General features: G+C 70.7%; 15 protein-coding genes, 1 tRNA gene, 1 rRNA gene and 1 pseudogene. 13 read left to right on the forward strand and 5 right to left on the reverse strand.

The features are described from left to right. Both rrf and ACI2L3_RS34670 read left to right on the forward strand, forming a co-directional pair. Nucleotides 1-91, forward strand: a 5S ribosomal RNA gene (gene rrf, locus ACI2L3_RS34665); the annotation flags it as partial. Between the two features lie 116 nt (nt 92-207). Further along, nucleotides 208-879: a DegT/DnrJ/EryC1/StrS family aminotransferase gene (locus ACI2L3_RS34670; RefSeq protein ID WP_404756483.1), complete on the forward strand. Its 672-nt coding sequence runs from the start codon at nt 208-210 to the stop codon at nt 877-879. 20 nt (nt 880-899) lie between these two features. On the opposite strand, the gene ACI2L3_RS34675 is transcribed toward ACI2L3_RS34670, so the two are convergent. Continuing rightward, nucleotides 900-1,817 (reverse strand): alpha/beta hydrolase family esterase, encoded by a 918-nt coding sequence (locus ACI2L3_RS34675; protein WP_404756399.1) that lies wholly within the window; start codon nt 1,815-1,817, stop codon nt 900-902. A gap of 116 nt (nt 1,818-1,933) precedes the next feature. Here ACI2L3_RS34675 and ACI2L3_RS34680 point away from each other — a divergent pair. Beyond that, nucleotides 1,934-2,006: transfer RNA gene (locus ACI2L3_RS34680), tRNA-Thr, on the forward strand. A 77-nt stretch (nt 2,007-2,083) separates the two neighbouring features. On the opposite strand, the gene ACI2L3_RS34685 is transcribed toward ACI2L3_RS34680, so the two are convergent. Continuing rightward, on the reverse strand, nt 2,084-4,705 hold the full coding sequence (locus ACI2L3_RS34685) for a SpoIIE family protein phosphatase (protein WP_404756400.1): 2,622 nt from the start codon (nt 4,703-4,705) through the stop codon (nt 2,084-2,086). A gap of 348 nt (nt 4,706-5,053) precedes the next feature. Between ACI2L3_RS34685 and ACI2L3_RS34690 the strand changes: the two genes are divergently transcribed. From ACI2L3_RS34690 to ACI2L3_RS34735, 10 genes and pseudogenes are all read left to right on the forward strand, one after another. Beyond that, the gene (locus ACI2L3_RS34690; protein ID WP_404756401.1) at nt 5,054-10,561 is read left to right on the forward strand and encodes a HAMP domain-containing protein; all 5,508 of its coding nucleotides are present in this window, start codon (nt 5,054-5,056) and stop codon (nt 10,559-10,561) included. Nucleotides 10,562-10,805: 244 nt separating this feature from the next. Next, nucleotides 10,806-11,489, forward strand: a complete 684-nt coding sequence (locus tag ACI2L3_RS34695) for a two-component system response regulator (RefSeq protein WP_404756402.1) — start codon at nt 10,806-10,808, stop codon at nt 11,487-11,489. Between the two features lie 146 nt (nt 11,490-11,635). Further along, nucleotides 11,636-14,431, forward strand: a complete 2,796-nt coding sequence (locus ACI2L3_RS34700) for a DNA translocase FtsK (protein ID WP_404756403.1) — start codon at nt 11,636-11,638, stop codon at nt 14,429-14,431. A 212-nt stretch (nt 14,432-14,643) separates the two neighbouring features. After that, nucleotides 14,644-15,570 carry a helix-turn-helix domain-containing protein gene (locus ACI2L3_RS34705; protein ID WP_404756404.1) on the forward strand — a complete coding sequence of 309 codons (927 nt, stop codon included), beginning with the start codon at nt 14,644-14,646 and terminating at the stop codon, nt 15,568-15,570. A 161-nt stretch (nt 15,571-15,731) separates the two neighbouring features. Further along, nucleotides 15,732-17,204, forward strand: a complete 1,473-nt coding sequence (gene rimO / locus ACI2L3_RS34710; RefSeq protein ID WP_404756405.1) for a 30S ribosomal protein S12 methylthiotransferase RimO — start codon at nt 15,732-15,734, stop codon at nt 17,202-17,204. Beyond that, nucleotides 17,201-17,899: a CDP-diacylglycerol--glycerol-3-phosphate 3-phosphatidyltransferase gene (gene pgsA / locus ACI2L3_RS34715; protein ID WP_404756406.1), complete on the forward strand. Its 699-nt coding sequence runs from the start codon at nt 17,201-17,203 to the stop codon at nt 17,897-17,899. The genes rimO and pgsA overlap by 4 nt, the downstream gene beginning before the upstream one ends. Before the next feature lie 47 nt (nt 17,900-17,946). Beyond that, nucleotides 17,947-18,552, forward strand: a complete 606-nt coding sequence (locus tag ACI2L3_RS34720) for a CinA family protein (protein ID WP_404756484.1) — start codon at nt 17,947-17,949, stop codon at nt 18,550-18,552. Nucleotides 18,553-18,661: 109 nt separating this feature from the next. Further along, on the forward strand, nt 18,662-19,036 hold the full coding sequence (locus ACI2L3_RS34725) for a helix-turn-helix domain-containing protein (RefSeq protein WP_055564110.1): 375 nt from the start codon (nt 18,662-18,664) through the stop codon (nt 19,034-19,036). Nucleotides 19,037-19,242: 206 nt separating this feature from the next. Then, complete coding sequence (locus ACI2L3_RS34730; RefSeq protein WP_404756407.1) at nt 19,243-19,713, forward strand: Dps family protein; 471 nt, start codon at nt 19,243-19,245, stop codon at nt 19,711-19,713. A gap of 214 nt (nt 19,714-19,927) precedes the next feature. Further along, nucleotides 19,928-20,107, forward strand: a pseudogene (locus ACI2L3_RS34735) (hypothetical protein); the annotation flags it as partial. 190 nt (nt 20,108-20,297) lie between these two features. Here the strand turns inward: ACI2L3_RS34735 and ACI2L3_RS34740 are convergent. The 3 genes from ACI2L3_RS34740 to ACI2L3_RS34750 all read right to left on the reverse strand — a co-directional run bounded on the left by ACI2L3_RS34740 (nt 20,298) and on the right by ACI2L3_RS34750 (nt 26,794). After that, nucleotides 20,298-21,125 (reverse strand): SDR family NAD(P)-dependent oxidoreductase, encoded by an 828-nt coding sequence (locus tag ACI2L3_RS34740; protein WP_404756408.1) that lies wholly within the window; start codon nt 21,123-21,125, stop codon nt 20,298-20,300. 57 nt (nt 21,126-21,182) lie between these two features. After that, the gene (locus ACI2L3_RS34745) at nt 21,183-21,983 is read right to left on the reverse strand and encodes an Fpg/Nei family DNA glycosylase (RefSeq protein WP_404756409.1); all 801 of its coding nucleotides are present in this window, start codon (nt 21,981-21,983) and stop codon (nt 21,183-21,185) included. 125 nt (nt 21,984-22,108) lie between these two features. Next, nucleotides 22,109-26,794: an ATP-dependent helicase gene (locus ACI2L3_RS34750; RefSeq protein WP_404756410.1), complete on the reverse strand. Its 4,686-nt coding sequence runs from the start codon at nt 26,792-26,794 to the stop codon at nt 22,109-22,111. Between the last annotated feature and the right edge of the window lie 80 nt (nt 26,795-26,874).

Below are 26,874 nucleotides of genomic sequence, written 5' to 3' on the forward strand. Positions count from 1 at the left end.
GCCCGGTTACATTCCGAACCCGGAAGCTAAGCCTCATAGCGCCGATGGTACTGCAGGGGGGACCCTGTGGGAGAGTAGGACGCCGCCGAACTAATCTTGATAAGAGCTGGTCCCTGAACTTCGGTTCAGGGACCAGCTCTTTTTTGTTTTGCGTTACTTGCCGTTCACGTTGCGCAGCCAACCTCCGTAGGCATGGGGACAGTTGAAATGTTGCGCGCCGCGGGTGTCGGTACCGGCGACGAGGTCATCGTGCCCGCCTACGGGAACGCCGAGGTCGCCGAGGACGTGATCCTCGCCGGAGCCGTGCCCGTCTTCGCTGACATAGAGCCGGCCACGTACTGCCTCGATCCCGATGCCGTCGCCGCCGCTGTGACGCCGCGTACGGCCGCCGTAGTCGTCGTGCACCGCTTCGGCAACCGAGCCGACGTGCGGCGGCTGCGGGACCTCGGACAGCGACAGGGGCTCCTCGTCCTGGAGCAGCTGGAACAGGGGGAGTCGGAGACCGCGTACGACGGGCTGGAGATCCGGCGGGCGCACGCCGCGTACCTCAGTGGGCGGCTCAGCGGAGTCGTGACGCCCGACGGAGGCGAAGCGCACAGCTACCAGGAGTACGTCGTGCGCGTGCCCGGGAACGGGCGGCCCGACCGGGACGCTTTCGCGCGTGCCGTCCGGGCCAAGGGAGTTGACTGCCGGGTGCCGGTGAAGACGCCGGTGCACCGCACGCCGCGGTTCTGGCGGGACGTACATCTGCCGGAGACCGAGCGGGCCGCCGACGAGACGCTGGCGCTGCCGGCCGGGCCGTCGATGACGCGACGCGACCTGCAGCGCGTCGTGTCCGCGTGCAACGCGCTCGGTGGGCTTCTCCAGCCGGCCTTCTGAACCCCGCGGGACCGCACCCGCTACGACGGTTTCTTGGTGTGCGACTTGAAGAACTCCCACATCAAGTCCGTCGCGTTGACTCCTGCTGCGGGGTCGGACATTCCGCCGCCCGCGCCGCCCGGCCATGAATGGCCCATGTCGGGCAGCCGGTGGACGACGACATCCGAGCCGTCACGGCACTTGGCTGTCGTCCTCTTTATTTTGTTCTTCAGCTCGCTGGGCCGTCCCGGCTCGCAGGACAGGCGTCGCTGCCAAGTTTTGATGCCCGCGTCCATCGAGGCGTAGTACTTGTCGAGGCCGCCCAGGAACGTGATCACCGATACCGGGGTCTTCGGCACGTACGACGCGTCTTCCGCGTCGGTCCCGAGGAATCCGCCGCTGACCGGGGCGATGGCGGCGAAAGTGCCGGGGAGTTCGACGGCGAGTTTGTACGACATGTCGCCGCCGTTGGAGATGCCCGTGGCGTAGACGCGGTCCGGGTCGGCGTTCCACGTCGTCGTCAGCCGCTTCGTCATCGTACGGATGAAGCCGACGTCGTCCGCGGTGCCGCAGCAGATCATCGCGTTGAAGGCTTTGTCGAGGCCGTCGGGATAGGCGACGAGGAAGCGCTCTTCGTCTGCCTTGGCGCTCAGGCCGCTGATCGCGGCCGCGGCTTTGCCGTCTCCCGGGTAGGGGTGCATGGCGACGACGAGCGGGAGTTTCTCCGTGCGCTTGAAGCCCGGCGGTGCGTGGACGGTATAGACGCGCTTCTCGCCCTTCCAGGAGATCGTGACCTTCTGGGTGCCGGGGCGCGGGGTTTCCGCGGTGGCCGGCTTCTTGGCGGGTTTCGGTTCCGAGGCGTTGTCGTCGTCGGATCCGCAGGCCGCGAGCGGCAGGAGCAGGGCGGCTAGGGCCATGGGTAAGGCGCGCCGCAGAGGCGTACCGGTTCGGGTCGGCATGCGCGCAGAGTGGCAGCGCAGGGGAGGGCGGTCCAGAGGAAGGGGCGGTTCGAGGCAGCTTCGATTTCAGGTATGATCTATTCCGTTGCCGCGGGGAAAACCCCGAAGCGCAGCAGGCCCCTATAGCTCAGTCGGTAGAGCGTCTCCATGGTAAGGAGAAGGTCAGCGGTTCGATTCCGCTTGGGGGCTCAAGTAATGAAGGCCTCCGCCCAGTTGGGCGGGGGCTTTCGTCATGTCCGGGGCACCCCGTGGTGCCCCGGGCGCGCTCAGTCCTTCTGCAGGCCGGGGACGCGCATCGCGAGGATCGCCATGTCGTCGGAGGGCGCGTCCGTCGCGAAGCGCTCCACCGCGCGCATGATGCGGGCCGCGACCGCGCCGGCCGTCAGGCCCGTGCAGGTCGTGAGGACGTCCGCCAGGCCGTCGTCGCCGAGCATGCGGGTGCCCTCGCGGCGCTCCGTGACGCCGTCGGTCACGCAGAGCAGGACGTCGCCCGGGTCGAGCGTCATCGTCTGCTCGTACAGTTCGAGGTCGTCCATGACGCCGAGCAGGGGCTGCGGTTCCGCGTACGGCTCGACGGTGCCGTCCTGGCGGAGGCGGAGTGGCAGCGGATGGCCGGCGCAGACGATCTTCAGGACCGCGGAGCCGTCCTCCTGGGGCCACAACTCGCCGTACAGGAGCGTCAGGAAGCGGCTGCGGGCGCCCTCGTCGAGGATCGCGGCGTTGAGGCGCTCCAGGACCGCCGGGCCGCCGAAGCCCTCGCGGGCGAGCAGGCGCAGGGCGTGCCGGGCGAGGCCCGTGACGGCCGCGGCCTCTGGGCCCGTGCCGCAGACGTCGCCGATCGCGAAGCCGTACGCGCCGTCGCGGATGGGGAAGAGGTCGTAGAAGTCACCGCCGACTTCGTTGCCCTCGCCGGCCGCGCGGTAGATGACGTCGACCTCCACGCCCGGGATCTGCGGAAGGCCGGGCGGCAGCAGGCTGCGCTGGAGGGACTGGCTGATGGCCATGCGCTCGGAGTAGAGGCGGGCGTTGTCGAGGGCGAGGGCCGCTCGGCGGGAGAGATCTTCGGCCAATTCCAGGATCTCTTGGCGGAAGTGTTCGTCGGCGGGCTTACCGAGGGTGAGCATGCCGATGACGCGGTTGCGGGCGACCAGCGGGAGGACCACGGTCTCGCCGCCCACCGCCGATGCGGTGGAGAGCGTCGTGCCGATGCCCGAGCCCAGGGTCATGGGCTCGCCCAGGCCCACGCTGCGCATGGAGGTGCGCAGGGCCGCCTGGTGCGCCGCTTCGGAGGGGGCCGCCCAGACCCGGGCGCCCGGGGTCGGCACCGGGTCCGGCGGGGCGATCTTGGAGAGGAGGGCCTTGAGGCCGTCGATGCGCTCCTCGTCCTCGTGCAGGACGTACGACAGGTAGGGCTCGGCCGACTGGTCCGCGATGGTGTAGACGGCGCACCAGGTGGCGAGTGTCGGGACCGTCATCTGGGCCATGAGAGCCAGTGTCTGGTCGCGGTCCAGGGTGCCCGCGAGGAGGTCGGAGGCCTCGACGAGGAAGGAGAGCGAGCCGCGGCGGAGCCTCTCCAGCTCGCCGAGGCGTGCGGACTCCACGGCGAGGGCGATGCGGTCGGCGGCGAACTGCAGGCGCAGGGCCTCTTCGTTCGAGTACCGGCCGGCGGCCTCGGCGGCGACACCCAGGGAACCGGTGAGGCGGCCCTCCACCTTCAGAGGGACGGTGACGACGGAGCGCATGCCCGTGCCGGAGAGCAGCGGGACCGCGCCCGGCACCACCGTCAGGTCCTCGTGTACGGCGGGCATGCGGGCGGAGCCGTAGCGTCCGGGGGCCGACTCGACCTGGACGCGGGCGAAGCGCTGGCGCGCCGACGGCAGGCCCGTGGAGGCGCGGACCTCGAGCTCCGTCTCGTCGTCGGTGGCGAGGAGCAGGAAGGCCGCGTCGCCGTCGAGCATGTCGCGGGCGCGCTCGACGGTGCGCTGGAGCAGTCCGTCGAGGTCGTCCGGGGCGGGGGAGCCGATGAACACCTCGAAGGGGTCCGCGGTGTGCGACTCGCTGCGGGCGCCCGGCTCGGGGGCGGCGCCGCGCAGCGGGGTCTGGAGCACGGCGCGCTCGTCGTCGCGGACGAGCAGGCAGACCGTGGAGGGTTCGCCGTCGGCGTCGCGGACGCGCAGGTGCGAGGCGTAGACGGGGATGACGCGGCCGCCGGCGTCGCGGACGCCGTAACTGCCCTCCCAGCGGGAGAGCCGCAGCGCCTCGGCGATGCCGGTGCTGGTGCCCGGGGTGTGCGGCCAGGCGGCGAGATCCATCAGCGGCTTGCCCATGACCTGCTCGGCGACGTATCCGAAGAGTTCCTCGGCGTCTTCGTTCCAGGCGGAGATGGCGCCCAGGCGGTCGATCTGGATGACGGCGACGCGGACCCTGCCGTCGGCGATCGGCAGCAGCTCGGCCGGGAGCGAGGGGCCTGCGGTGCGGGTGCCCACGGGGCGGTGGGGCAGGTCGAGCTGGAACCAGACCTGTTTGTGGGTGGGGCTGTAGTCGACGCCCCAGCGGGTGGCGAGCGCGGCGCAGAGCTGGAGGCCGCGGCCGCCCTCGCGGTCCGGGCTGCCCATGTTGACCGGGGACTGCTGGAGCGGGATCTCGCGTTCCGGATAGTGGTCGGAGACCTCGATGCGGACGGCGTCCTCGCTGCGCAGGCACTCGACGTCGGCGGCGGTGCCGGCGTGCACCACGGCGTTGGTGACCAGCTCGCTGGTGAGGACGACGGCGTCGTCGACGATGTCGGAGAACCCCCAGCCCTGGAGGGTGTCGCGCACGAAGGAGCGGGCCGTCGCGACGGAACGCCCGACGGGTTCGAAGGTGGCAGCCGCACGCGCGGTGATCACAGCACTCCTCGTACGAGTATCGACGGCGTCGACAGTGGCGACTGTCTCGACGCCCAGTTCTCCCGAACCCATGGTGCGGCCGCCCCTCCGATGCCCGCTTGTTTCGTGTACCACCGCCCTGGCCGGGCAGGACCGGGGTGGTTGGACAGCCGGATGCAAGGTTACTTACCTTCGCCGTCCATGCTGATGCCGGTCGTCAGTGTTTCCGCCCGGAGGGTGTGCGGACGGTGTGCGAAGCTGCCGAACTGTTATGGCCTGGTTCGGCCATGGTGAAACACTGGGCAAGCTTCATGGAGACAGGTCAGAACAACCCGAGCAGTACCGGTCGACCCTTGCGGGAGGGACACAGTGGAGTCTGGCGCAGCGACGCGGGGCACTAAGACGCGCGCGAAAGACGGACAGTCCCTGAACAAACAGCGCAAACCGCGCAACGGGACGACGGCTTCCGTCGATGCGGCGGCTCTGAACAGGCTGCTCGCGGCCCTGGTGGCGATGCGGGACGGCAACTTCCGCAAGCGGCTCACGGTCTCCGGTGACGATGTGATGTCGGAGATCGCCGCCGTTTTCAACGAGGTGGCTGACCGGAATCTGCACCTCACCGGTGAGCTCTCGCGGGTGCGGCGCATGGTCGGGCGTGAGGGAAAACTCACGGAACGACTGGAGAGCGGGGCGAGCGAGGGCTCGTGGGCCGCCGCGATCGACGCGTCGAACGCGCTCGTGGACGATCTCGTACGACCGGTCTCCGAGGTCGGCCGGGTCCTCTCCGCGGTGGCGGAGGGCGACCTGGAGCAGCGCATGGAGCTGCGGGCGCCGGGGGTCGACGGGAACGGTCATCCGCTGCGCGGCGAGTTCCTGAAGGTCGGGCGGACGGTGAACAACCTCGTCGACCAGCTCTCCACGTTCACGGACGAGGTCACGCGCGTGGCCAGCGAGGTCGGCACCGAGGGCAAGCTCGGCGGGCAGGCCAGGGTGCGCGGGATGTCCGGGTCGTGGAAGGACCTCACGGACTCCGTGAACACCATGGCGTACCGGCTGACCGCCCAGGTGCGGGACATCGCGCTGGTGACGACGGCGGTGGCGAAGGGTGACCTGTCGCGGAAGGTCACCGTCCATGTCGCGGGCGAGATGCTGGAGTTGAAGAACACCGTCAACACGATGGTGGACCAGCTCTCGTCGTTCTCCTCCGAGGTGACGCGCGTCGCCCGGGAGGTCGGTACGGAGGGTGAGCTCGGCGGCCAGGCGCAGGTGCCGGGTGTGGCGGGTGTGTGGAAGGACCTCACCGACTCGGTGAACCTCATGGCCGGCAACCTGACCGCCCAGGTGCGGGGGATCGCCGAGGTCACCACGGCGGTCGCGAGCGGTGACCTGTCCCGGAAGGTGACGGTGAGCGCGCGCGGCGAGGTCGCCCAGCTCGCCGAGACGATCAACCAGATGACCGAGACGCTGCGTACGTTCGCGGACGAGGTCACGCGCGTGGCGAACGAGGTCGGCGCGGAGGGGCAGCTCGGCGGGCAGGCCAATGTGCCGGGCGCCGCAGGTACGTGGAAGGACCTGACGGACTCGGTCAATACGGTCTTCCGCAACCTGACGACGCAGGTGCGGGACATCGCGACGGTGACGACGGCGGTCGCGAACGGTGATCTGTCGCAGAAGGTCACCGTCGACGTCGCGGGCGAGATGCTCGAGCTGAAGAACACCGTGAACACGATGGTCGACCAGCTGTCGGCCTTCGGTTCCGAAGTGACGCGTGTGGCGCGCGAGATCGGTGTCGAGGGTGAGCTCGGCGGTCAGGCGCAGGTGCAGGGCGCTGCCGGTACGTGGAAGGACCTCACCGACTCGGTGAACACCGCCTTCCGTAACCTGACCGGGCAGGTCCGGAACATTGCGCAGGTGACGACGGCGGTCGCGAACGGCGACCTCTCCCAGAAGGTCACGGTCGACGTCTCCGGAGAGATGCTCCAGCTGAAGAACACCGTGAACACGATGGTGGACCAGCTGTCGTCCTTCGCCGATCAGGTCACGCGGATGGCGCGGGACGTGGGCACCGAGGGCCGCCTCGGCGGGCAGGCCCGCGTGGACGGCGTGAGCGGTACGTGGAAGGACCTCACGGACTCCGTCAACTTCATGGCGGGCAACCTGACGTCCCAGGTGCGGCAGATCGCCCAGGTGACGACGGCCGTGGCGCGCGGTGACCTCTCCCAGAAGATCGAGGTCGACGCGCGCGGCGAGATCCTCGAGCTGAAGAACACCATCAACACGATGGTCGACCAGCTGTCCGCCTTCGCGGACCAGGTGACCCGGGTGGCCCGCGAGGTGGGCACGGAGGGGCGGCTCGGCGGTCAGGCGCAGGTGCCCGGCGTGGCCGGTGTGTGGCGTGATCTGACGGACTCCGTGAACGGCATGGCGGGGAACCTCACCGCGCAGGTGCGCAACATCGCGCAGGTCGCGACGGCGGTGGCCCGCGGCGACCTGTCGCAGAAGATCGACGTGGACGCGCGCGGCGAGATCCTCGAGCTGAAGAACACCCTGAACACGATGGTGGACCAGCTGTCCGCCTTCGCCGAGCAGGTCACGCGGGTCTCCCGCGAGGTGGGCACCGACGGCATCCTGGGCGGGCAGGCCGAGGTCCAGGGCGTCTCGGGCACCTGGAAGGACCTCACGCAGTCCGTGAACGGCATGGCGAACAACCTCACCCTTCAGGTGCGGAACATCGCCGAGGTCACGACGGCCGTCGCCATGGGCGACCTCTCCAAGAAGATCACCGTCGACGCGAAGGGCGAGATCCTCGAACTCGTCACGACCGTCAACACGATGGTCGACCAGCTGTCGTCGTTCGCCGAGCAGGTCACGCGCGTGGCCCGCGAGGTGGGCACCGAGGGCCAGTTGGGCGGCCAGGCGCGCGTGCCGGGCGTCACCGGCATCTGGAAGGACCTGAGCGACAACGTCAACCTGATGGCCAACAACCTGACCAGCCAGGTGCGGAACATCTCCCAGGTCTCGGCGGCGGTCGCCAACGGAGACCTGACCAAGAAGGTCACGGTCGAGGCGCGCGGCGAGGTCGCGCAGCTCGCCGACACGGTCAACACCATGGTGACGACGCTGAGTTCGTTCGCCGACGAGGTCACGCGGGTGGCGCGCGAGGTGGGCACGGACGGCATCCTGGGCGGCCAGGCGCGCGTGCCGGGTGTCTCCGGTACGTGGAAGGACCTCACCGAGTCCGTGAACTCGATGGCGTCCAACCTGACCGGACAGGTCCGCAACATCGCGATGGTCACCACCGCGATCGCCAAGGGCGACCTGACCAAGAAGATCGACATCGACGCCCGGGGCGAGATCCTGGAGCTCAAGACCACCATCAACACGATGGTCGACCAGCTGTCGTCGTTCGCCGAGCAGGTGACCCGCGTGGCCCGCGAGGTGGGCACGGAGGGCCAGCTGGGCGGTCAGGCGCGCGTGCGGGACGTCGACGGCACGTGGCGCGACCTCACCGAGTCCGTGAACGAGATGGCCGGCAACCTGACCCGTCAGGTGCGCGCCATCGCGAAGGTCGCCACCGCGGTGACCCGCGGCGACCTCAACCTGAAGATCGAGGTCGACGCGGCGGGCGAGATCCAGGCCCTCCAGGACAACATCAACACGATGATCGCGAACCTGCGCGACACGACCCTGGCCAACAAGGAGCAGGACTGGCTCAAGGGCAACCTCGCGCGGATCTCCGGCCTGATGCAGGGCCGCCGCGACCTGGAGGACGTCGCCTCGCTGATCATGAGCGAGCTGACGCCGGTCGTCTCCGCGCAGCACGGCGCGTTCTTCCTGGCGATGCCCACGGACGACGGGCAGGACCTCGGGGGCGACCAGGAGGACGCGTACGAGCTGCGCATGCTCGGGAGTTACGGCTACTCCATGGGGTCCATGCCGACGTCCTTCCGGCCCGGCGAGACGCTCATCGGGACGGCCGCGAAGGAGCGGCGCACCATCCTCGTGGAGAACGCGCCCTCCGGCTATCTGCGGATCGCGTCCGGCCTCGGGGAGGCGCCGCCGGCGCAGGTCATCGTGTTGCCGGTGCTCTTCGAAGGGACCGTGCTCGGCGTGATCGAGCTGGCCGCCTTCCAGCCCTTCACGCAGATCCAGAAGGACTTCCTCAGCCAGATCGCGGAAATGATCGCGACGAGCGTCAACACCATCAGCGTCAATACGAAGACCGAGGTGCTGCTCAAGCAGTCGCAGAAGCTGACCGAGCAACTGCGCGAGCGCTCCGCGGAGTTGGAGAACCGGCAGAAGGCGCTCCAGGACTCGAACGCGGAGCTGGAGGAGAAGGCCGAGCTGCTCGCCCAGCAGAACCGTGACATCGAGGTCAAGAACACCGAGATCGAAGAGGCCAGGCAGGTCCTGGAGGAGCGGGCCGAGCAGCTCGCGGTCTCGATGCGCTACAAGTCCGAGTTCCTCGCGAACATGTCGCACGAGTTGCGCACGCCGCTCAACTCCCTGCTGATCCTGGCCAAGTTGCTCGCCGACAACGCCGACGCGAACCTCACCCCGAAGCAGGTCGAGTTCGCCGAGACGATCCACGGTGCGGGCTCGGACCTGCTGCAGCTGATCAACGACATCCTCGACCTGTCGAAGGTCGAGGCGGGCAAGATGGACGTCTCTCCGACACGCATCGCGCTCGTTCAACTCGTCGACTACGTAGAGGCCACTTTCCGGCCGCTGACCGCAGAGAAGGGACTCGACTTCTCCGTACGGGTGTCTCCGGAGCTGCCCGCGACGCTGCACACGGACGAACAGCGCCTGCTCCAGGTGTTGCGCAACCTGCTGTCGAACGCGGTGAAGTTCACCGACTCCGGAGCGGTCGAGCTGGTGATCCGGCACGCCAACAACGACGTGCCCGACGCGATCCGCGAACAGCTTCTGGAGGCGGGCTCGCTGCGCGACGCCGACGCCGACCTGATCGCCTTCTCGGTGACGGACACCGGCATCGGCATCGCGGCCAGCAAGATGCGGGTCATCTTCGAGGCGTTCAAGCAGGCCGACGGCACGACCAGCAGGAAGTACGGCGGCACCGGCCTCGGGCTCTCCATCAGCCGGGAGATCGCGCGGCTGCTCGGCGGCGAGATCCACGCGCAGAGCGAGCCGGGCCGCGGCTCCACCTTCACGCTCTATTTGCCGCTGCACCCGAGCGAACTGCCGCCCCAGGGCTATGCACAGCTGGCGCCCGCGCCGCAGCCGCGCGAGCTGCCCGCCCTGGAGGAGGCGCCCGCGGCCGAGGAGACGGAGCGGCAGGCGGCCCCCCCGGTGCACCGCGAGGAGCCCATGAGCCCTGCCGCGCTCTTCCGGCGGAGGCGCCGTGCCGCGCCCGCGCAGGAGCCCTCGTCCCTGCCGGGGCAGCCGGCCGCCGGGACCCCGGAGGGCCGGCGGACGCAGGAGCCGTGGCCGAACGCGGGCCAGGAGACGCCTGTCCCGCCGCGGGTCGGTTTCCAGTTCGGCGGCGAGAAGGTGCTGATCGTCGACGACGACATCCGTAACGTCTTCGCGCTCACCAGCGTCCTGGAGCAGCACGGTCTGGCGGTGCTGTACGCGGAGAACGGCCGGGAGGGCATCGAAGTGCTGGAACAGCACGACGACGTGACGGTCGTTCTGATGGACATCATGATGCCCGAGATGGACGGATACGCGACGACGACGGCGATCCGCAGGATGCCGCAGTTCGCCGGGCTCCCGATCATCGCGCTCACCGCGAAGGCGATGAAGGGCGACCGGGAGAAGGCGATCGACTCCGGAGCTTCCGATTACGTCACGAAGCCGGTCGACCCTGATCATCTGTTGTCGGTGATGGAGCAGTGGATGCGCGCTCAGTGACCGAGAACCGGCGTCGTCACACGGAGTTGCTGACAGAGTGTGGCCGAGGCCGTGTAGAACCGCGGTATTCGGGGAACCTTCTGGTCTCCCACCGCGTTTCTGCTACGTGCACAGTGACATCGCGGTGACAGGGTGTGGCGACAGGCGGGGTGCGGCTACCATGACCGGCACAAGGACGGGCGGCGCAAGGGAGTCGTCCCCTGGGGCGGCGCCCGGTGTACCGCCGGGGCGAGGAGGGCGGGCCATGGTGCAGAAGGCCAAGATCCTCCTGGTCGATGACCGGCCGGAGAATCTGCTGGCGCTGGAGGCCATCCTCTCTGCGCTCGATCAGACACTGGTGCGGGCATCGTCCGGGGAGGAAGCGCTCAAAGCACTACTCACGGACGACTTCGCGGTCATTCTGCTGGACGTCCAGATGCCGGGAATGGACGGTTTCGAAACCGCCGCGCACATCAAGCGGCGGGAGCGGACCCGGGACATCCCGATCATCTTCCTCACCGCCATCAACCACGGGCCGCATCACACCTTCCGCGGCTATGCGGCGGGGGCGGTGGACTACATCTCCAAGCCGTTCGACCCGTGGGTGCTGCGCGCGAAGGTCTCGGTGTTCGTCGAGCTGTACATGAAGAACTGCCAACTGCGGGAGCAGGCGGCGCTGCTGCGGCTCCAGCTCGAAGGCGGCGGCAAGGCCGCGGCCGGGGACGCGAAGGAGCCGGCGGGCCTGCTCGCCGAGCTGTCGGCGCGGCTCGCCGCGGTCGAGGAGCAGGCCGAAGCGCTGTCCAAACAGCTGGACGACGAGGCGGCGGACGCGGCGGCGGTGGCCACCGCCGCCCATCTCGAACGCAAACTGACCGGTCTGCGGCGGGCTCTTGACGCCCTGGAGCCGGGCACCGGCAGCGGTGCCCCCTCGGTCCCCTCGCAGAACTGACGCGGCACGGAGCCTCACTGACGAGGTTTCGTGCCGCGCACACCCGGTGAACCACCGTCAGTTCTCGGCCTCCGCAGGAACGACACGATCGGGTGAAGCGGTAGGCACACGTGTCCACAGTGGCCGACACCGGTAACCTCACACCCATGGCCTCACGTCAGCCCGCAGCCAAGAAGACGCCCGCGAAGAAGGCGGCCGCGCCGACGAAGGCTCCGGCGAAGAAGGCCGCTGCCAGACCGCCCGCGAAGAAGACCGCGGCGAAGAAGGCGCCCGCCAAGAAGGCACCGGCCAAGAAGATCGCCGCGAAGCCCGCGCCCAGACCGGCGCCCAGCCCCACCGGGGGCGTGTACCGGCTCGTGCGCGCCGTCTGGCTGGGTCTGGCGCACGCGGTCGGCGCGATGTTCCGCGGCATAGGGCGCGGCGCCAAGGGCCTCGACCCCGCGCACCGCAAGGACGGCCTCGCGCTCCTCCTGCTCGGCCTGGCACTGATCGTCGCCGCGGGCACCTGGTCCAACCTCCGCGGCCCGGTCGGCGACCTCGTCGAAGTCCTGGTGACCGGGGCGTTCGGCCGGCTTGACCTGCTCGTGCCGCTGCTGCTCGGCACCATCGCCGTACGCCTGATCCGGCACCCCGAGAAGCCCGAGGCCAACGGCCGCATCGTGATCGGCCTCTCCGCGCTGGTCATCGGCGTGCTCGGCCAGGTCCACGTCGCCTGCGGCTCACCGGCCCGCAGCGCCGGCATGCAGGCGATAAGGGACGCCGGCGGCCTGATCGGCTGGGGCGCCTCCACACCCCTGATCTTCACCATGGGCGAGATCCTCGCGGTGCCGCTCCTGGTGCTCCTCACCGTCTTCGGGCTGCTCGTCGTCACGGCGACGCCCGTCAACGCCATCCCGCAGCGGCTGCGCATGCTCGGCGTCAGGCTCGGACTGATCCAGCCGGAACCCGAGGCCGTCGAGGCCTACGAGTACGCGGACGACGAGCGCTACGAGGAGCAGTGGCGCGAGGCGCTGCCCGCGCGTTCCCCGCGTCGGCGCGGCCCGGCCCCCGGCGCGTACGACCCCGACCAGGCGGAGGAGCAGGCGCTCTCCACCCGCCGCAGGCCGCGCCGGGCCCCCGTACAGCCGGACATGGACCGGCCGATGGACGCCGTGGACGTGGCCGCGGCCGCGGCCGCCGCGCTGGACGGCGCGGTGATGCACGGCATGCCGCCGTCGCCACTGGTCGCCGATCTGACACAGGGGGTCTCGGGGGAGCGCGAACAGCGCGAGGAGCGGGAGCACACGGCGCCTGTACCGACCGCGCGCACCACGGACGCGCCGGTGCCCGGCAAGCTCAAGAAGAAGCCGCAGAAGGCCGCTGACAGCGCTGACAGCGCCGACGGCGCCGTACCGGATCTCACCAAGGCCGCGCCCGCCACCGAGCGGGAGCTGCCGCCGCGCGCCGAGCAGCTGCAGCTCGCCGGGGACATCACGTACGCGCTTCCCTCGCTCGACCTCCTGGAGCGGGGCGGTCCGGGCAAGACGCGCAGCGCCGCCAACGACGCGGTCGTGCACTCGCTGACGAACGTCTTCACCGAGTTCAAGGTCGACGCGGCCGTCACCGGCTTCACGCGCGGCCCGACGGTCACGCGCTACGAGATCGAGCTCGGCCCCGCCGTGAAGGTCGAGAAGATCACGGCGCTCGCCAAGAACATCGCGTACGCCGTCGCCTCCCCGGACGTCCGGATCATCTCGCCCATCCCCGGCAAGTCCGCGGTCGGCATCGAGATCCCGAACACCGACCGCGAGATGGTCAACGTCGGCGACGTGCTGCGCCTCGCGGACGCCGCCGAGGACGACCACCCCATGCTCGTCGCGCTCGGCAAGGACGTCGAGGGCGGCTACGTCATGGCCAACATGGCGAAGATGCCGCACATCCTGGTGGCCGGTGCCACCGGCTCCGGCAAGTCGTCGTGCATCAACTGCCTGATCACTTCGATCATGATAAGAGCGACGCCCGAGGACGTCCGGATGGTCCTCGTCGACCCCAAGCGCGTCGAGCTCACCGCGTACGAGGGCATCCCGCACCTGATCACGCCGATCATCACCAACCCCAAGCGGGCCGCCGAGGCGCTCCAGTGGGTCGTACGCGAGATGGATCTGCGGTACGACGACCTCGCGGCGTTCGGCTACCGGCACATCGACGACTTCAACCGGGCCGTGCGCGAGGGCAAGCTCAAGACGCCCGAGGGCAGCGAGCGCGAGCTCCAGCCATACCCGTACCTGCTGGTGATCGTCGACGAGCTCGCCGACCTGATGATGGTCGCGCCGCGCGACGTCGAGGACTCGATCGTGCGCATCACGCAGCTCGCGCGCGCGGCAGGCATCCACCTGGTGCTCGCCACCCAGCGTCCCTCCGTGGACGTCGTGACCGGCCTGATCAAGGCGAACGTGCCTTCGCGGCTCGCCTTCGCGACCTCCTCGCTCGCCGACAGCCGGGTCATCCTCGACCAGCCCGGCGCGGAGAAGCTCATCGGAAAGGGTGACGGCCTGTTCCTGCCGATGGGAGCGAACAAGCCCGTCCGTATGCAGGGCGCCTTCGTCACCGAGGACGAGATCCACGCGGTCGTGCAGCACTGCAAGGACCAGATGGCGCCCGTATTCCGGGACGACGTCACCGTCGGCACCAAGCAGAAGAAGGAGATCGACGAGGACATCGGCGACGACCTGGACCTGCTGTGCCAGGCCGCCGAGCTGGTGGTTTCCACCCAGTTCGGGTCCACGTCCATGCTGCAGCGCAAGCTGCGCGTCGGCTTCGCCAAGGCCGGCCGGCTGATGGACCTGATGGAGTCCCGCTCCATCGTCGGGCCGAGCGAGGGCTCCAAGGCGCGTGACGTTCTTGTGAAACCTGACGAACTGGACGGAGTGCTCGCCGTGATCCGCGGGGAGGCTCAGCCATAAGGGTGGGAGACGCTCACCCATAAGGGATCGACAGGCAACCGTTTCTCTTCGACACACGTCAAGTTGAGGAAGAGAAGAGCACGATGTCCCACCATCAGTATGTCCGGCCAATCTGATGGCGTACAAAGTCCGTCCGTCCGGTTGCCCCACCCTTTCAAGACCCGCCTAAACTGAACCTCCGGCAGGTGGCTACACGCTCGAAAGGCGCCCCCGTGTCCATCGGTAACTCCCCTGAAGACGACCGACCTTCGGACGACCGCCTCGACCGCCCCGACCCCGTCGCGGACGGCCCTGACCACGTCGCGGGCGAAAGCCCGGCAGACGAGAGCCGGACCGGCGAACGCCGGGCCGACGAGCGTCCCTCGATCGGCCGCGCCCTGCAGCAGGCCCGTGTCGACGCGGGCCAGACCGTCGACGAAGTCAGCTCCTCCACGCGCGTGCGCATCCCGATCGTGCACGCGATCGAACAGGACGACTTCTCCCGGTGCGGCGGCGATGTGTACGCCCGCGGCCACATCAGGACGCTGGCGCGCGCCGTCGGCCTCGATCCCGCCCCGCTGCTCGCGCAGTACGACGAGGGCCACGGCGGCCGGCCGCCCGCGCCCACGCCGGCGGCGCCCCTCTTCGAGGCCGAGCGCATCCGCGCCGAGCCGCGCAGGCCGAACTGGACCGCCGCCATGGTCGCCGCGATCGTCGCGGTGATCGGCTTCGTCGGCTTCACCGCGTTCAGCGGCGACGACGGAGACGACGGCTCGAAGGCCGTCGCCGAGGGCTCCACCCCCGCGCCGACCACCAAGCCCGCACAGAAGCCGAAGCCCGACAAGCCCGCCGACCCCAAGCCCGACCCGTCGGACAGTGCCATCGCCGGTGTCCCGCGCGACAAGGTCACCGTCAAGGTCGACGCCGCGGACGGCCGCAGCTGGATCTCGGCCAAGGACCACAGCGGGCGCACCCTCTTCGACGGCGTGCTGGAGCAGGGCCAGGACAAGACGTTCCAGGACAAGCAGAAGATCGACCTCGTCCTCGGCGACGCGGGGGCGATCAACCTGTACGTGAACGGCAAGCCGGTGCCGAACGAATTCGAGCCCGGCACGGTGGAGCGCCTCACCTACACGAAGGGCGACCCGGAAGCCGGCTGACCGGCCCCTCCGAAGGGTGCTGCACAGGCGCTGACCAGGCGCTGACCAGCAGCGCTCCACAAGGCGCGGTGACGGCCGGGTGACGTGCCGGCGGCCGGCGGCGGACCGGCCGGTAACCCTGGCGGCCGGGGCCGAGGCGCGGACGAAGTAGTCTTGAGACCATGCCTGAACGCCGCACCGTCGCCCTTGTCACTCTTGGCTGCGCCCGTAACGAGGTGGACTCGGAGGAGCTCGCAGGCCGCTTGGAGGCGGATGGCTGGCAGCTCGTCGAGGACGCCGAGGACGCGGATGTCGCCGTCGTCAACACCTGCGGCTTCGTCGAAGCCGCCAAGAAGGACTCCGTCGACGCCCTCCTCGAAGCCAACGACCTGAAGGGTCACGGCAAGACCCAGGCCGTCGTCGCGGTCGGCTGCATGGCCGAGCGGTACGGCAAGGAGCTCGCCGACGCGCTGCCCGAGGCCGACGGCGTGCTCGGGTTCGACGACTACTCCGACATCTCCAACCGCCTCCAGACCATCCTCAGCGGCGGCAGTGTCGAGGCGCACACACCGCGCGACCGGCGCAAGCTGCTGCCGATCAGCCCCGCCGAGCGCCAGGCCGCCGGAGCCGGCGTCGCCCTGCCCGGGCACGCCCCCGCGGAGGCGCCGCAGGACCTGCCCGAGGGCGTCGCGCCCGCGTCGGGGCCGCGCGCCCCGCTCCGCCGCCGCCTCGGCACCAACCCCGTCGCATCCGTGAAGCTGGCCTCGGGCTGCGACCGGCGCTGCTCGTTCTGCGCCATCCCGTCCTTCCGCGGCTCGTTCATCTCGCGCCGCCCCTCCGACGTCCTCGGCGAGACCCGCTGGCTCGCCGAGCAGGGCGTCAAGGAGGTCATGCTCGTCTCCGAGAACAACACCTCGTACGGCAAGGACCTCGGCGACATCCGGCTCCTGGAGACGCTCCTTCCCGAGCTGGCCGCCGTCGACGGGATCGAGCGGGTGCGTGTCAGCTACCTGCAGCCCGCCGAGATGCGGCCCGGTCTCATCGACGTCCTCACGTCCACGGAGAAGGTCGCCCCCTACTTCGACCTGTCCTTCCAGCACTCCGCGCCCGGCGTGCTGCGCGCCATGCGCCGCTTCGGGGACACCGACCGCTTCCTGGAGCTCCTGGACACCATCAGGTCCAAGGCGCCGCAGGCCGGCGTGCGCTCCAACTTCATCGTCGGCTTCCCCGGCGAGAGCGAGTCGGACCTCGCGGAGCTCGAGCGGTTCCTGACGGGCGCGCGGCTGGACGCCATCGGCGTCTTCGGCTACTCCGACGAGGAGGGCACCGAAGCGGCCACGTACGACCAGAAGCTCGACCAGGACGTCGTCGACGCGCGGCTCGCGCACATCGCGCGGCTCGCCGAGGAGCTCACCTCGCAGCGCGCCGACGAGCGGCTCGGCGAGACCGTCGAGGTCCTCGTCGAATCCCTCGACGAGGAGGAGGGGCCGCTCGGCAGAGCCGCGCACCAGGCCCCCGAGACCGACGGCCAGATCCGTCTGACGGGCGCCGCGGCCGAGGAGGGTCTGCAGGTCGGCCGTATGGTCGTGGCAAAGGTCGTCGGCACGGAGGGCGTGGATTTGGTGGCTGAGTGTCTCGAGGAGGCCGGCAGATGACAGGAGTCCCGGCATCCGCGGGCGGCTCCGGCGCGCAGGGCGCTTCGAGCGCCAAGCCGGTGCGCGGCGGAAAGCTGGGCGCCGCGGCGGTCAATCAGGCCAGCCTGTGGAACGTCGCGAACCTGCTGACCATGGTGCGGCTGCTGCTCGTGCCCGGTTTCGTGATGCTGCTGCTCGGCAACGGCGGGTATGACCCGGTCTGGCGTTCGTTCGCCTGGGCCGCCTTCGCCGTCGCCATGATCACCGACCTTTTCGACGGGCATCTGGCCCGCACGTACAACCTGGTCACGGACTTCGGGAAGATCGCCGACCCGATCGCCGACAAGGCGATCATGGGCGCTGCCCTGATCTGCCTTTCCTGGCTCGGTGACCTGCCCTGGTGGGTGACCGGAGTGATTCTCGGGCGCGAGCTCGGAATTACGCTGCTGCGCTTCTGGGTGATCCGCTACGGGGTCATTCCGGCCAGCCGCGGCGGCAAGATGAAGACGCTGGCGCAGGGCACCGCGGTCGGGATGTACGTTCTCGCCCTGACCGGGCCGCTCGCCACCCTGCGGTTCTGGGTGATGGCGGTCGCCGTCGTGCTGACCGTGGTGACCGGCCTCGACTATGTGAAGCAGGCGATCGTGCTGCGCAGGCAGGGGATGGCCGAGGCACGTGCGGCGGCCGCGGAGTCCGCTCGGGAGGCCGCGAAGTGACGTCCCCCGGGATCTCGGCAGCCGAGCTGTCGGCTTCGGCCGGTGAGCTGCCGGCGAGCGGCCTTGTGCGGCTCCTGGCCGCGCGCGGTGAGACGCTCGCCGTCGCCGAGTCGCTGACCGGGGGTCTGGTGGCCGCCGAGATCACGGCGGTGCCCGGGGCCTCGCGGGTCTTCCGGGGGTCCGTGACCGCGTACGCCACCGAGCTGAAGCGGGATGTGCTCGGTGTCGACGGCACTCTGCTGGACGAGCGCGGCGCGGTCGATCCCGAGGTCGCGCGGCAGATGGCGGACGGTGTACGCAAGGTGCTCGGCGCGGACTGGGGACTGGCGACCACCGGGGTGGCCGGGCCCGACCCGCAGGACGGGCAGCCGGTCGGGACCGTGTATGTGGCGGTTTCGGGGCCGGATATCGCGGTTTCGAGGCCGGAATCAGTGGTTACCGAGTCAGTTACCGAACCGGAACTCGAAAGCATGCGCGGTTACGCCGATGGCGGAGCGCGTGGGAAAGTTGCCGCCCTGCGGTTGAACGGTGACCGTTCGGAAATCCGTATGGAGAGTGTACGGAGCGTGCTCACGCTGCTTGTCCAGCAGCTATCCGGAGAACGTGCCGAGAATGGGCGGGCACAGGATACGGAACAGAACGGGGGGAATTGATGTTTGCAGCCCTGAGTGAACACGACATCGCTCCCCGCACGGCCGCCGCGCAAGGCGGTACGGTGGGGCGTGAAGGATGCGGCTACGCGGTCCGAGGAGGGAGCCACCGATGATTCTGCTCCGTCGCCTGCTGGGTGACGTGCTGCGTCGGCAGCGCCAGCGCCAGGGCCGTACTCTGCGCGAAGTCTCCTCGTCCGCCCGAGTCTCGCTCGGCTATCTCTCCGAGGTGGAGCGGGGGCAGAAGGAGGCTTCCTCCGAGCTGCTTTCCGCGATCTGCGACGCGCTTGACGTACGGATGTCCGAGCTCATGCGTGAAGTGAGCGATGAACTGTCGCTCGCCGAGCTGGCTGAGTCTGCAGCAGTCCCCGAACCGGTGCGCGCACCGGTTCGCTCGATGCTCAATTCCGTCTCCGTGGCCGGAGTGCCACCGGAACGGGTCACGATCAAGGCACCCGCGGAGGCGGTCGACGTCGTCGCCGCGTGACGCGGCGCTGCCCTGAGCAGCTCCGAAGTGTGTGGAAGCCCCTGCCGGGTACCCGGCAGGGGCTTCCGTTTTGTACGAGGTGGTCCCCGAGTGGCCGGTCCTGGGCGCCAGGCAAGCACCAGGCAGTCCCGAATCGACCTATTTGCAGCTTTTATGCCATGGTTGGTGGGGATTTACCTCATTCGCTCGTGAGTTGGAGGAGACAGATGTACGTCGTGAAGAGCCCGCTGTCCGAGGGGGATCTGAAGACGGTCTCGGAGGCCCTGCAGGGCGCGCTCGTCGACCTGGTCGACCTGTCGCTGGTGGCCAAGCAGATCCACTGGAACGTGGTCGGCCCGCGCTTCCGCTCCGTGCACCTGCAGCTCGACGAGGTCGTCGACACGGCCAGGCAGCACTCCGACACCGTGGCGGAGCGTGCCTCCACGCTCGGCGTCTCGCCGGACGGGCGCGCGGCGACCGTGTCGCAGAGCAGCGGGATCGGGAAGGTCCCCGAGGGCTGGGTCAAGGACGTGGACGCGGTCAGGACGCTCGTGGACGCGCTGGGCGCGGTCATCACCCGGATGCGGGAACGCGTCGACGCGACGGGTGAGGCGGACCCGGTCAGCCAGGACATCCTCATCCAGATCTCGGCCGATCTTGAGAAGCACCACTGGATGTTCCAGGCGGAGAACGGCTGACACGTCCGGACGCCCCGGACGCCGACGCCCCCGACGCCGACATCCCGGACGCCCCGGCCGGGAACGGCCGGGGCGCGGTGTGTGCGCTGTGGGGCGCTGTAGTGCTTCCGGCGCCGCGAGTACGCCCTCCCATGGGGTGAACCGCGGCGTTTAGCGTCGATCTCGCGTTGGGCGGGAGGTGGCATCTGTGGCAGCAGCCGTGAGCGGGACGACCGTGACATGGCGGGTCGTGCGATGGGTGCCCGTCCTGGTGCTCGGCGCGCTGTGGTGGTGGGGCGTGCTGAGGCTGGCCTTCGCGCCCGACGCGGGCGTGCTGGAGGGGGCGGTGGCGGCCGGCGGGTGGGGTTTGAGCGTATTGCCCGTGCACTGTGTGCCGAAGGCGCGGGCGGCGGGGGAGGTGGCGGCGGCCCGGCATGGGGGTGAGGCCTTCAGTAGCCCCGGTAGTCCCGGTAGCCCCGAGAGGGCTTTTCGGCGGCGAGACGGTGCAGGGGCGGAGGCGGCGGCGCCGTCCTTGATGGTGGGGCGGGTGCGCGAGTGGGCTGCCAGGACGGTGTGCGTCACGGCTGCCAGGGCTCGTGCGGTGGCTACCAAGGCATGGCGACGCCGCCGTTCGGGCGGAGGAGCTGGCCCGTCGTGAAGGACGCGGCGTCGGACGCCAGGTGCAGCACGGCATGCGCGATGTCGTCCGGTTCGCCGACGCGGCCGAGAGGTGACATGCGAGCCATGAATTCCTCGGTCCGGCTCTGGGTCTCCGTGTCGTGCCGGGCCGTCATGGGCGTGCGGATCCAGCCGGGTGCGACCGCGTTGACGCGGATGCCGTGCGGGCCGACTTCCGTGGCCAGGGTCTTGGTGAGCTGGACGACGGCCGCTTTCGCCGCGCCGTAGCAGAGGAGCCCGGGACCGCCGGTGTCGACGGCGCCCGAGGCCATGGTGACGATGCTGCCGCCGGAGCCCGAGTCGATCATGATGCGGGCCGCGGCCCGGCAGGCGTACAGGACGCCTTTGAAGTTGATGTCCAGGACACGGTCGAGGTCCTCGTCGCGGGTCTCCAGGACCGGACTGCTGTGCATGACGCCGGCGATGGCGGCGAGGATGTCGAGGCGGGGGGTGGCGCTTGTTGCTGTCGCGGAGGCCGTTGCTGTGCCTGCTTTCGCCGGGGCGACCGCTGCCGCTGCCGTGACGGCCTGTTCGACCTGTGTCCTGTCGGACACGTCCAAGGGGTGGGTGTGTGCGGTGCCGCCCGCCGCCTTGATGCGGGTGGCGGTCTCGTGGAGGCCCTGCTCGTCACGGTCGGCGCAGTGGACGGTGGCACCCGCCTCCGCGAGCAGCAGGGCCGTCGCGCGCCCGATGCCGCTGGCGGCGCCGGTGACGAAAGCGGTGCGTCCGGTGAGGTCGTACGCCTTGACGGGCATGACGGGACGGTACGACTACTCCTGACGGGCCGTCAACTAGGCGGCTGAGGCGAGGAGTTACGGGGTCGAGCCGGGCTGGCAGGTGGGGCACCAGTAGGTGGGGCGGCTGCGGGAGCCGTCGCCCTGTTCGCCGAGGCGGATCGGGGTGCCGCAGCGCCTGCACGGCCGGTGCGCGCGCCCGTACACGAAGAGGCGCTGGCCGTTGAGGTCGCGGCCGGTGGTGGTGCGGGAGGGGCGGTCGCGGTTGGCTTCCAGGAGCTTCTTGGAGAGGGCGGGGAGGCGGTCGGCCTTCTCCTCGGGGAGCTCGCCGACCGGGAGCCAGGGGGTGACGCCCAGGATGAAGCAGATCTCGCTCTTGAAGACGTTGCCGATGCCCGCGAGATTGCGCTGGTCCAGGAGGGCCTCGCCGAGAGGGCGGTCAGGCGCGGCCAGGAGGTTGCTCAGGGCGCGGTCCGGGTCCCAGTCGGGGCCGAGGAGGTCGGGGCCCAGGTGGCCGACGGCCTTGTCCTCGTCGGAGGTGCGGAGCAGTTCGAGGACGGGCAGGCGGTAGCCGACGGCGGTGCGTTCGGCGGTGCCGAGGATCGCCCGGATCTGGTGCCCGGGGCCGCCACGCCAGCGTTCACCGGGCTCGTACACCCGCCAGGAACCGTCCATCCGGAGGTGCGAGTGCAGGGTGAGGCCGCCCTCGACGCGGGTGAGGAGGTGCTTTCCGCGCGGGGTGACGTCCAGGACGGTGCGCCCGGTGAGGTCGACGGTCGCGAGCTTGGGCACGCGGAGGTCGGAGCGCGTGAGGGTGTGCCCGGCGAGGGCGGTGTGCAGGCGCCGGGCCGCCTGGTGGATGGTGTCACCTTCGGGCATGGGTCCAGGGTGGCATGACGGGGGTGGGGAGGCGTGGGCGTGGGCGTGCGTCCAGGCGTGGGCGTGGGGTCGGGCTTGGGCATGGGGGTGGGCTTGGGTGCGCGTGGGCGGCGTATGGCGTGTGGTTATGCGCGCAGGCGCAGGCCGCGCGGGGTGGCGTGGAAGCCGGCTCCTTCCAGGAGAGGGGCGAAGGGGGACGTCAGGGCGGCGGAGCCGTTGACCCGCTCCACCGTGACCGTGCCGAGGGAGCCTGCTCGGGCGGCCCCGGCCAGCGCTTCGGCGGCGGCGTGCAGCCTGGGGTCGTCGGCGATCGGGTTCTCCGGAGTGGCGGGCCAGGCCAGGAGGGTCTTGCCGCCCCTCTCCATGTAGAGCGTCAGCTCGCCGTCGACCAGGATGACGAGAGAGCCCGCCTTGCGGCCGGGCTTGTGACTGGCGCCGTTCGGCGGCTCGGGCCAGGGCAGCGCGGCCCCGTACGCGTTGGCGGGGTCCGCGGCGGCCAGGACGACGGCGGCCTGGGCGTCGGAGGGGCGCGAACTGTCCGTACGGTCCCGGGTGTTCGCCGTGGCGCGCAGGCGGTCCACCGCTCCGTCCATCGCGAACTGTGCGGCGCCCAGGCCTTCGACGACGTAGCCGCGGCGCGCCTGGCCGCTGTCCTCGAAGGCCGACAGGACGCGGTACGTCGCCGAGAAACCGCCCTCGACCCCCTCGGCCGCCACCGCGCCGCGGGTCACCACGCCGTGCCGGTCCAGGAGGGCGCGGGCCAGGGCGTGGGCGCGCAGGGTCGGGTCGGGCTCGCGGTGGGGGAGCAGTGACCAGCGGCCCGCGACGGTGGGAGGGCCGGTGCGGGAGACGGTGCGGGCGGCGGCGGTGAGGCTGCCGTAGCGCCCGCGCGGGGTGCTGCGCTTGGCGCGGTGGGCCGTGGCTCCGGCGGTGCGGCCGGAGCCGAGGAGGGAGCGCATCGGGCCGAGCGTGTCGTTGGTGAGCAGACCCGACCAGGTCAGCTCCCAGATCGCGTCGGCCAGTTGCGGATCCTGGGCGTCCGGGTGGGTGGTGGCGCGGACCTGGTCGGCGATCTGGCGGAAGAAAAGGCCGTACCCCCCGGAGAGGGTGTCCAGGACGGACTGGTGCAGGGCGGTGAGCTCCAGGGGGTGCGGGGGAGGCAGGAGCAGGGGCGCGGTGTCGGCCAGGTAGAGGGAGACCCAGCCGTCCTTGCCCGGCAGGGAGCCCGCGCCGGCCCAGATCACCTCGCCGGCCGCCGTCAGTTCGTCGAGCATGGCCGGGTGGTAGTTCGAGACGCGCGACGGCAGCACGAGCTTCTCGAGCGCGGAGGCGGGGACGGTGGCGCCCTGGAGCTGTTCGATGGCGCGCGCCAGGCCGTCGACGCCGCGCAGGCCGTGCCCGCTCAAGTTCTGCCACTGGGGGAGGAATTGGGCGAGCGCGGCCGGTGGCACCGGTTCCAGTTCGTGTCGCAGGGCGGCGAGGGAGCGGCGGCGCAGTCGGCGCAGGACGGCGGCGTCGCACCACTCCTGGCCGATGCCCGCCGGGTGGAACTCTCCTTGCACCACGCGGCCGTTGGCCGCGAGGCGTTGCAGTGCGCCCTCCGTGACCGCCGCTCCCAGGCCGAAGCGGGCGGCGGCGGTGGCGGACGTGAACGGGCCGTGGGTGCGCGCGAAGCGGGCGAGGAGGTCGCCCAGAGGGTCCTTGACGGGCTCGGTGAACGCTTCGGGGACGCCCACGGGCAGGGCTGTCCCGAGGGCGTCGCGCAGTCGGCCCGCGTCCTCGATCGCCGCCCAGTGGTCCGCGCCTGCGATGCGGACCCGGATCGCGCGGCGGGCGGCCGCGAGCTCCTCGGCCCAGCCCGGCTCGGCGCCGCGCTCGGCCAGCTCGTCCCCGGTGAGCGGCCCGAGGAGCCGCAGCAGGTCGGCGACGCCCTCGGCGTCCTTGACGCGGCGGTCCTCGGTACGCCATTGAAGCTCCTGCTCCAGTTCCGTCAGGACGTCCGCGTCGAGCAGCTCGCGCAGCTCCGCCTGGCCGAGGAGCTCCGCGAGCAGCCGGGAGTCCAGGGAGAGGGCCGCCGCCCGCCGCTCGGCGAGCGGGGAGTCGCCCTCGTACAGGAACTGGGCGACGTACCCGAACAGGAGCGAGCGGGCGAAGGGGGACGGCTCGGGGGTGGTCACCTCGACGAGGCGGACGCGGCGCGACTCGATGTCGCCCATCAGCTCCGTGAGCCCCGGCACGTCGAAGACGTCCTGGAGACACTCCCTGACCGCTTCCAGGACGATCGGGAAGGAGCCGAACTCGCTGGCGACCTCGAGGAGCTGAGCGGCGCGCTGGCGCTGCTGCCACAGCGGGGTGCGCTTGCCGGGGGTGCGGCGCGGCAGCAGCAGCGCGCGGGCGGCGCACTCGCGGAACCGCGAGGCGAACAGCGCGGAGCCGCCCACCTGGTCGGTGACGATCTGGTTGACCTCGCCCTTGTCGAAGGTGACGTCGCCGGCGCCCACCGGGGCCTTCTCCGCGTCGTACTCCACGGCAGGAGCGGTGGGCTCCTGGTCGAACAGGTCGAGGCTCATCAGGTCGGCGTCGGGCAGCCGGAGCACGATGCCGTCGTCGGCGTGCATGACCTGGGCGTCCATGCCGTACCGCTCGGTGAGGCGGGCGCCCAGGGCGAGGGCCCACGGAGCGTGCACCTGGGCTCCGAAGGGAGAGTGCACGACGACCCGCCAGTCGCCCAGCTCGTCGCGGAACCGCTCGACGACGATCGTGCGGTCGTCCGGGATGTGCCCGCAGGCCTCACGCTGCTCGGCCAGGTACGCCAGGACGTTGTCCGCGGCCCAGGCGTCCAGTCCCGTGGCGAGGAGCCGCCCGCGCGCGTCCTCCGGCGATTGCGCGCCGACCTCCCGGAGGAACGCGCCGAGAGCGCGGCCCAGCTCCAGCGGGCGGCCCAGCTGGTCGCCCTTCCAGAAGGGGAGGCGGCCCGGGACGCCCGGGGCGGGCGAGACGAGGACCCGGTCGCGCGTGATGTCCTCGATGCGCCAGGAGCTCGTGCCGAGCGTGAAGACGTCGCCCACCCGGGACTCGTACACCATCTCCTCGTCGAGCTCTCCGACGCGGCCGCCGCCCTTCTTGGGGTCGGAGCCCGCGAGGAAGACCCCGAAGAGGCCGCGGTCGGGGATCGTGCCCCCCGAAGTGACCGCCAGGCGCTGTGCCCCCGGCCGGCCGGTGACCGTGCCCGCGACGCGGTCCCAGACCACGCGCGGCCGCAGCTCCGCGAACGCGTCGGAGGGATAGCGCCCCGCGAGCATGTCCAGGACCGCTGTGAACGCGGACTCCGGAAGCGACGCGAAGGACGCCGCCCGGCGGACCACCGCCAGCAGGTCGTCGACCTGCCAGGTGTCGAGGGCGACCATCGCCACCAGCTGCTGGGCCAGTACGTCCAGTGGGTTGGCCGGGACGCGCAGGGACTCGATGGAGCCGGTGCGCATCCGCTCCGTGACGACGGCGGCCTGGACCAGGTCTCCGCGGTACTTCGGGAAGACGACGCCCGTGGAGACGGCCCCTACTTGGTGGCCCGCCCGGCCCACGCGCTGCAGTCCGGAGGCCACCGACGGCGGCGACTCGACCTGCACGACCAGGTCGACCGCGCCCATGTCGATGCCCAGCTCCAGGCTGGACGTGGCGACGACGGCCGGCAGCCTGCCCGCCTTGAGGTCCTCCTCGACCTGCGCGCGCTGCTCCTTGGAGACCGAACCGTGGTGGGCGCGGGCCAGGACCGGCGGGGCCCCCTTGGCGGCGCCCGACTCGGCCATCAGCTCGGCCGGGGAGTGGTCCTCGGGCAGGGCTTCGCCGGTCGCTCTTTCGTACGCGATCTCGTTGAGGCGGTTGCAGAGACGCTCGGCCAGCCGGCGGGAGTTGGCGAACACGATCGTCGAGCGGTGGGCCTGCACGAGGTCGGTGATGCGCTCCTCGACGTGCGGCCAGATCGACGGGCGCTCCGCCTCGGCTCCCGCACCGTCACCGGAGTCGCTGACCGGGGACCCGCCCAGCTCCGCGAGGTCCTCCACCGGGACGACCACCGACAGGTCGAACTCCTTGCCTGACGGCGGCTGGACGATCTCCACTTTGCGCTTGGGGGACAGATAGCGCGCCACCTCGTCCACCGGGCGCACCGTCGCCGACAGGCCGATGCGGCGCGCGGGCTTCGGCAGCAACTCGTCGAGCCGCTCCAGGGACAGCGCGAGGTGGGCGCCGCGCTTGGTGCCCGCGACCGCGTGCACCTCGTCGAGGATCACCGTCTCGATGCCGGTCAGCGCGTCCCGCGCGGCCGACGTGAGCATCAGGAAGAGCGACTCGGGCGTGGTGATCAGGATGTCCGGCGGACGGGTCGACAGCGCCCGTCGCTCGGCGGCCGGGGTGTCGCCCGAGCGAATGCCCACCCGCACCTCCGGCTCGGGCAGACCGAGCCGCACCGACTCCTGGCGGATGCCGGTCAGGGGGCTGCGCAGATTGCGCTCCACGTCGACCGCGAGGGCCTTCAGCGGCGACACGTACAGCACCCGGCAGCGCTTCTTCGGGTCGGCGGGCGGCGGCGTCGAGGTCAGCTGGTCGAGTGCGGCGAGGAACGCGGCCAGCGTCTTTCCGGAGCCCGTGGGCGCGACGACCAGCACGTCGGAGCCCTCGGAGATGGCGTGCCACGCCCCGGCCTGGGCGGACGTGGGCGCGGAGAAAGCCCCCGTGAACCAACCGCGGGTCGCGGGGGAGAATCCGGCTAGGGCGCTGGGGGCGCCGGGGGCACTGGACGCGGAGCTGACCATGACCCCATCGTGCACCCCACCACTGACATCGGCGCCGACCTGCGGAAAAGAGGTTGCGTGCCCGTCGCAGAATGGAGGGC

Source organism: Streptomyces sp. NPDC029674 (assembly GCF_044903205.1).
Classification (GTDB): Bacteria; Actinomycetota; Actinomycetes; order Streptomycetales; family Streptomycetaceae; genus Streptomyces.

Coding starts and splice junctions, on each gene's coding strand:
- ACI2L3_RS34670 (WP_404756483.1), top strand. CDS start 208: ATGTTGCGCGCCGCGGGTGTCGGTACCGGCGACGAGGTCATCGTGCCC.
- ACI2L3_RS34675 (WP_404756399.1), bottom strand. CDS start 1,817: ATGCCGACCCGAACCGGTACGCCTCTGCGGCGCGCCTTACCCATGGCC.
- ACI2L3_RS34695 (WP_404756402.1), top strand. CDS start 10,806: ATGGTGCAGAAGGCCAAGATCCTCCTGGTCGATGACCGGCCGGAGAAT.
- ACI2L3_RS34700 (WP_404756403.1), top strand. CDS start 11,636: ATGGCCTCACGTCAGCCCGCAGCCAAGAAGACGCCCGCGAAGAAGGCG.
- rimO (WP_404756405.1), top strand. CDS start 15,732: ATGCCTGAACGCCGCACCGTCGCCCTTGTCACTCTTGGCTGCGCCCGT.
- pgsA (WP_404756406.1), top strand. CDS start 17,201: ATGACAGGAGTCCCGGCATCCGCGGGCGGCTCCGGCGCGCAGGGCGCT.
- ACI2L3_RS34725 (WP_055564110.1), top strand. CDS start 18,662: ATGATTCTGCTCCGTCGCCTGCTGGGTGACGTGCTGCGTCGGCAGCGC.
- ACI2L3_RS34730 (WP_404756407.1), top strand. CDS start 19,243: ATGTACGTCGTGAAGAGCCCGCTGTCCGAGGGGGATCTGAAGACGGTC.
- ACI2L3_RS34740 (WP_404756408.1), bottom strand. CDS start 21,125: ATGCCCGTCAAGGCGTACGACCTCACCGGACGCACCGCTTTCGTCACC.
- ACI2L3_RS34745 (WP_404756409.1), bottom strand. CDS start 21,983: ATGCCCGAAGGTGACACCATCCACCAGGCGGCCCGGCGCCTGCACACC.
- ACI2L3_RS34750 (WP_404756410.1), bottom strand. CDS start 26,794: ATGGTCAGCTCCGCGTCCAGTGCCCCCGGCGCCCCCAGCGCCCTAGCC.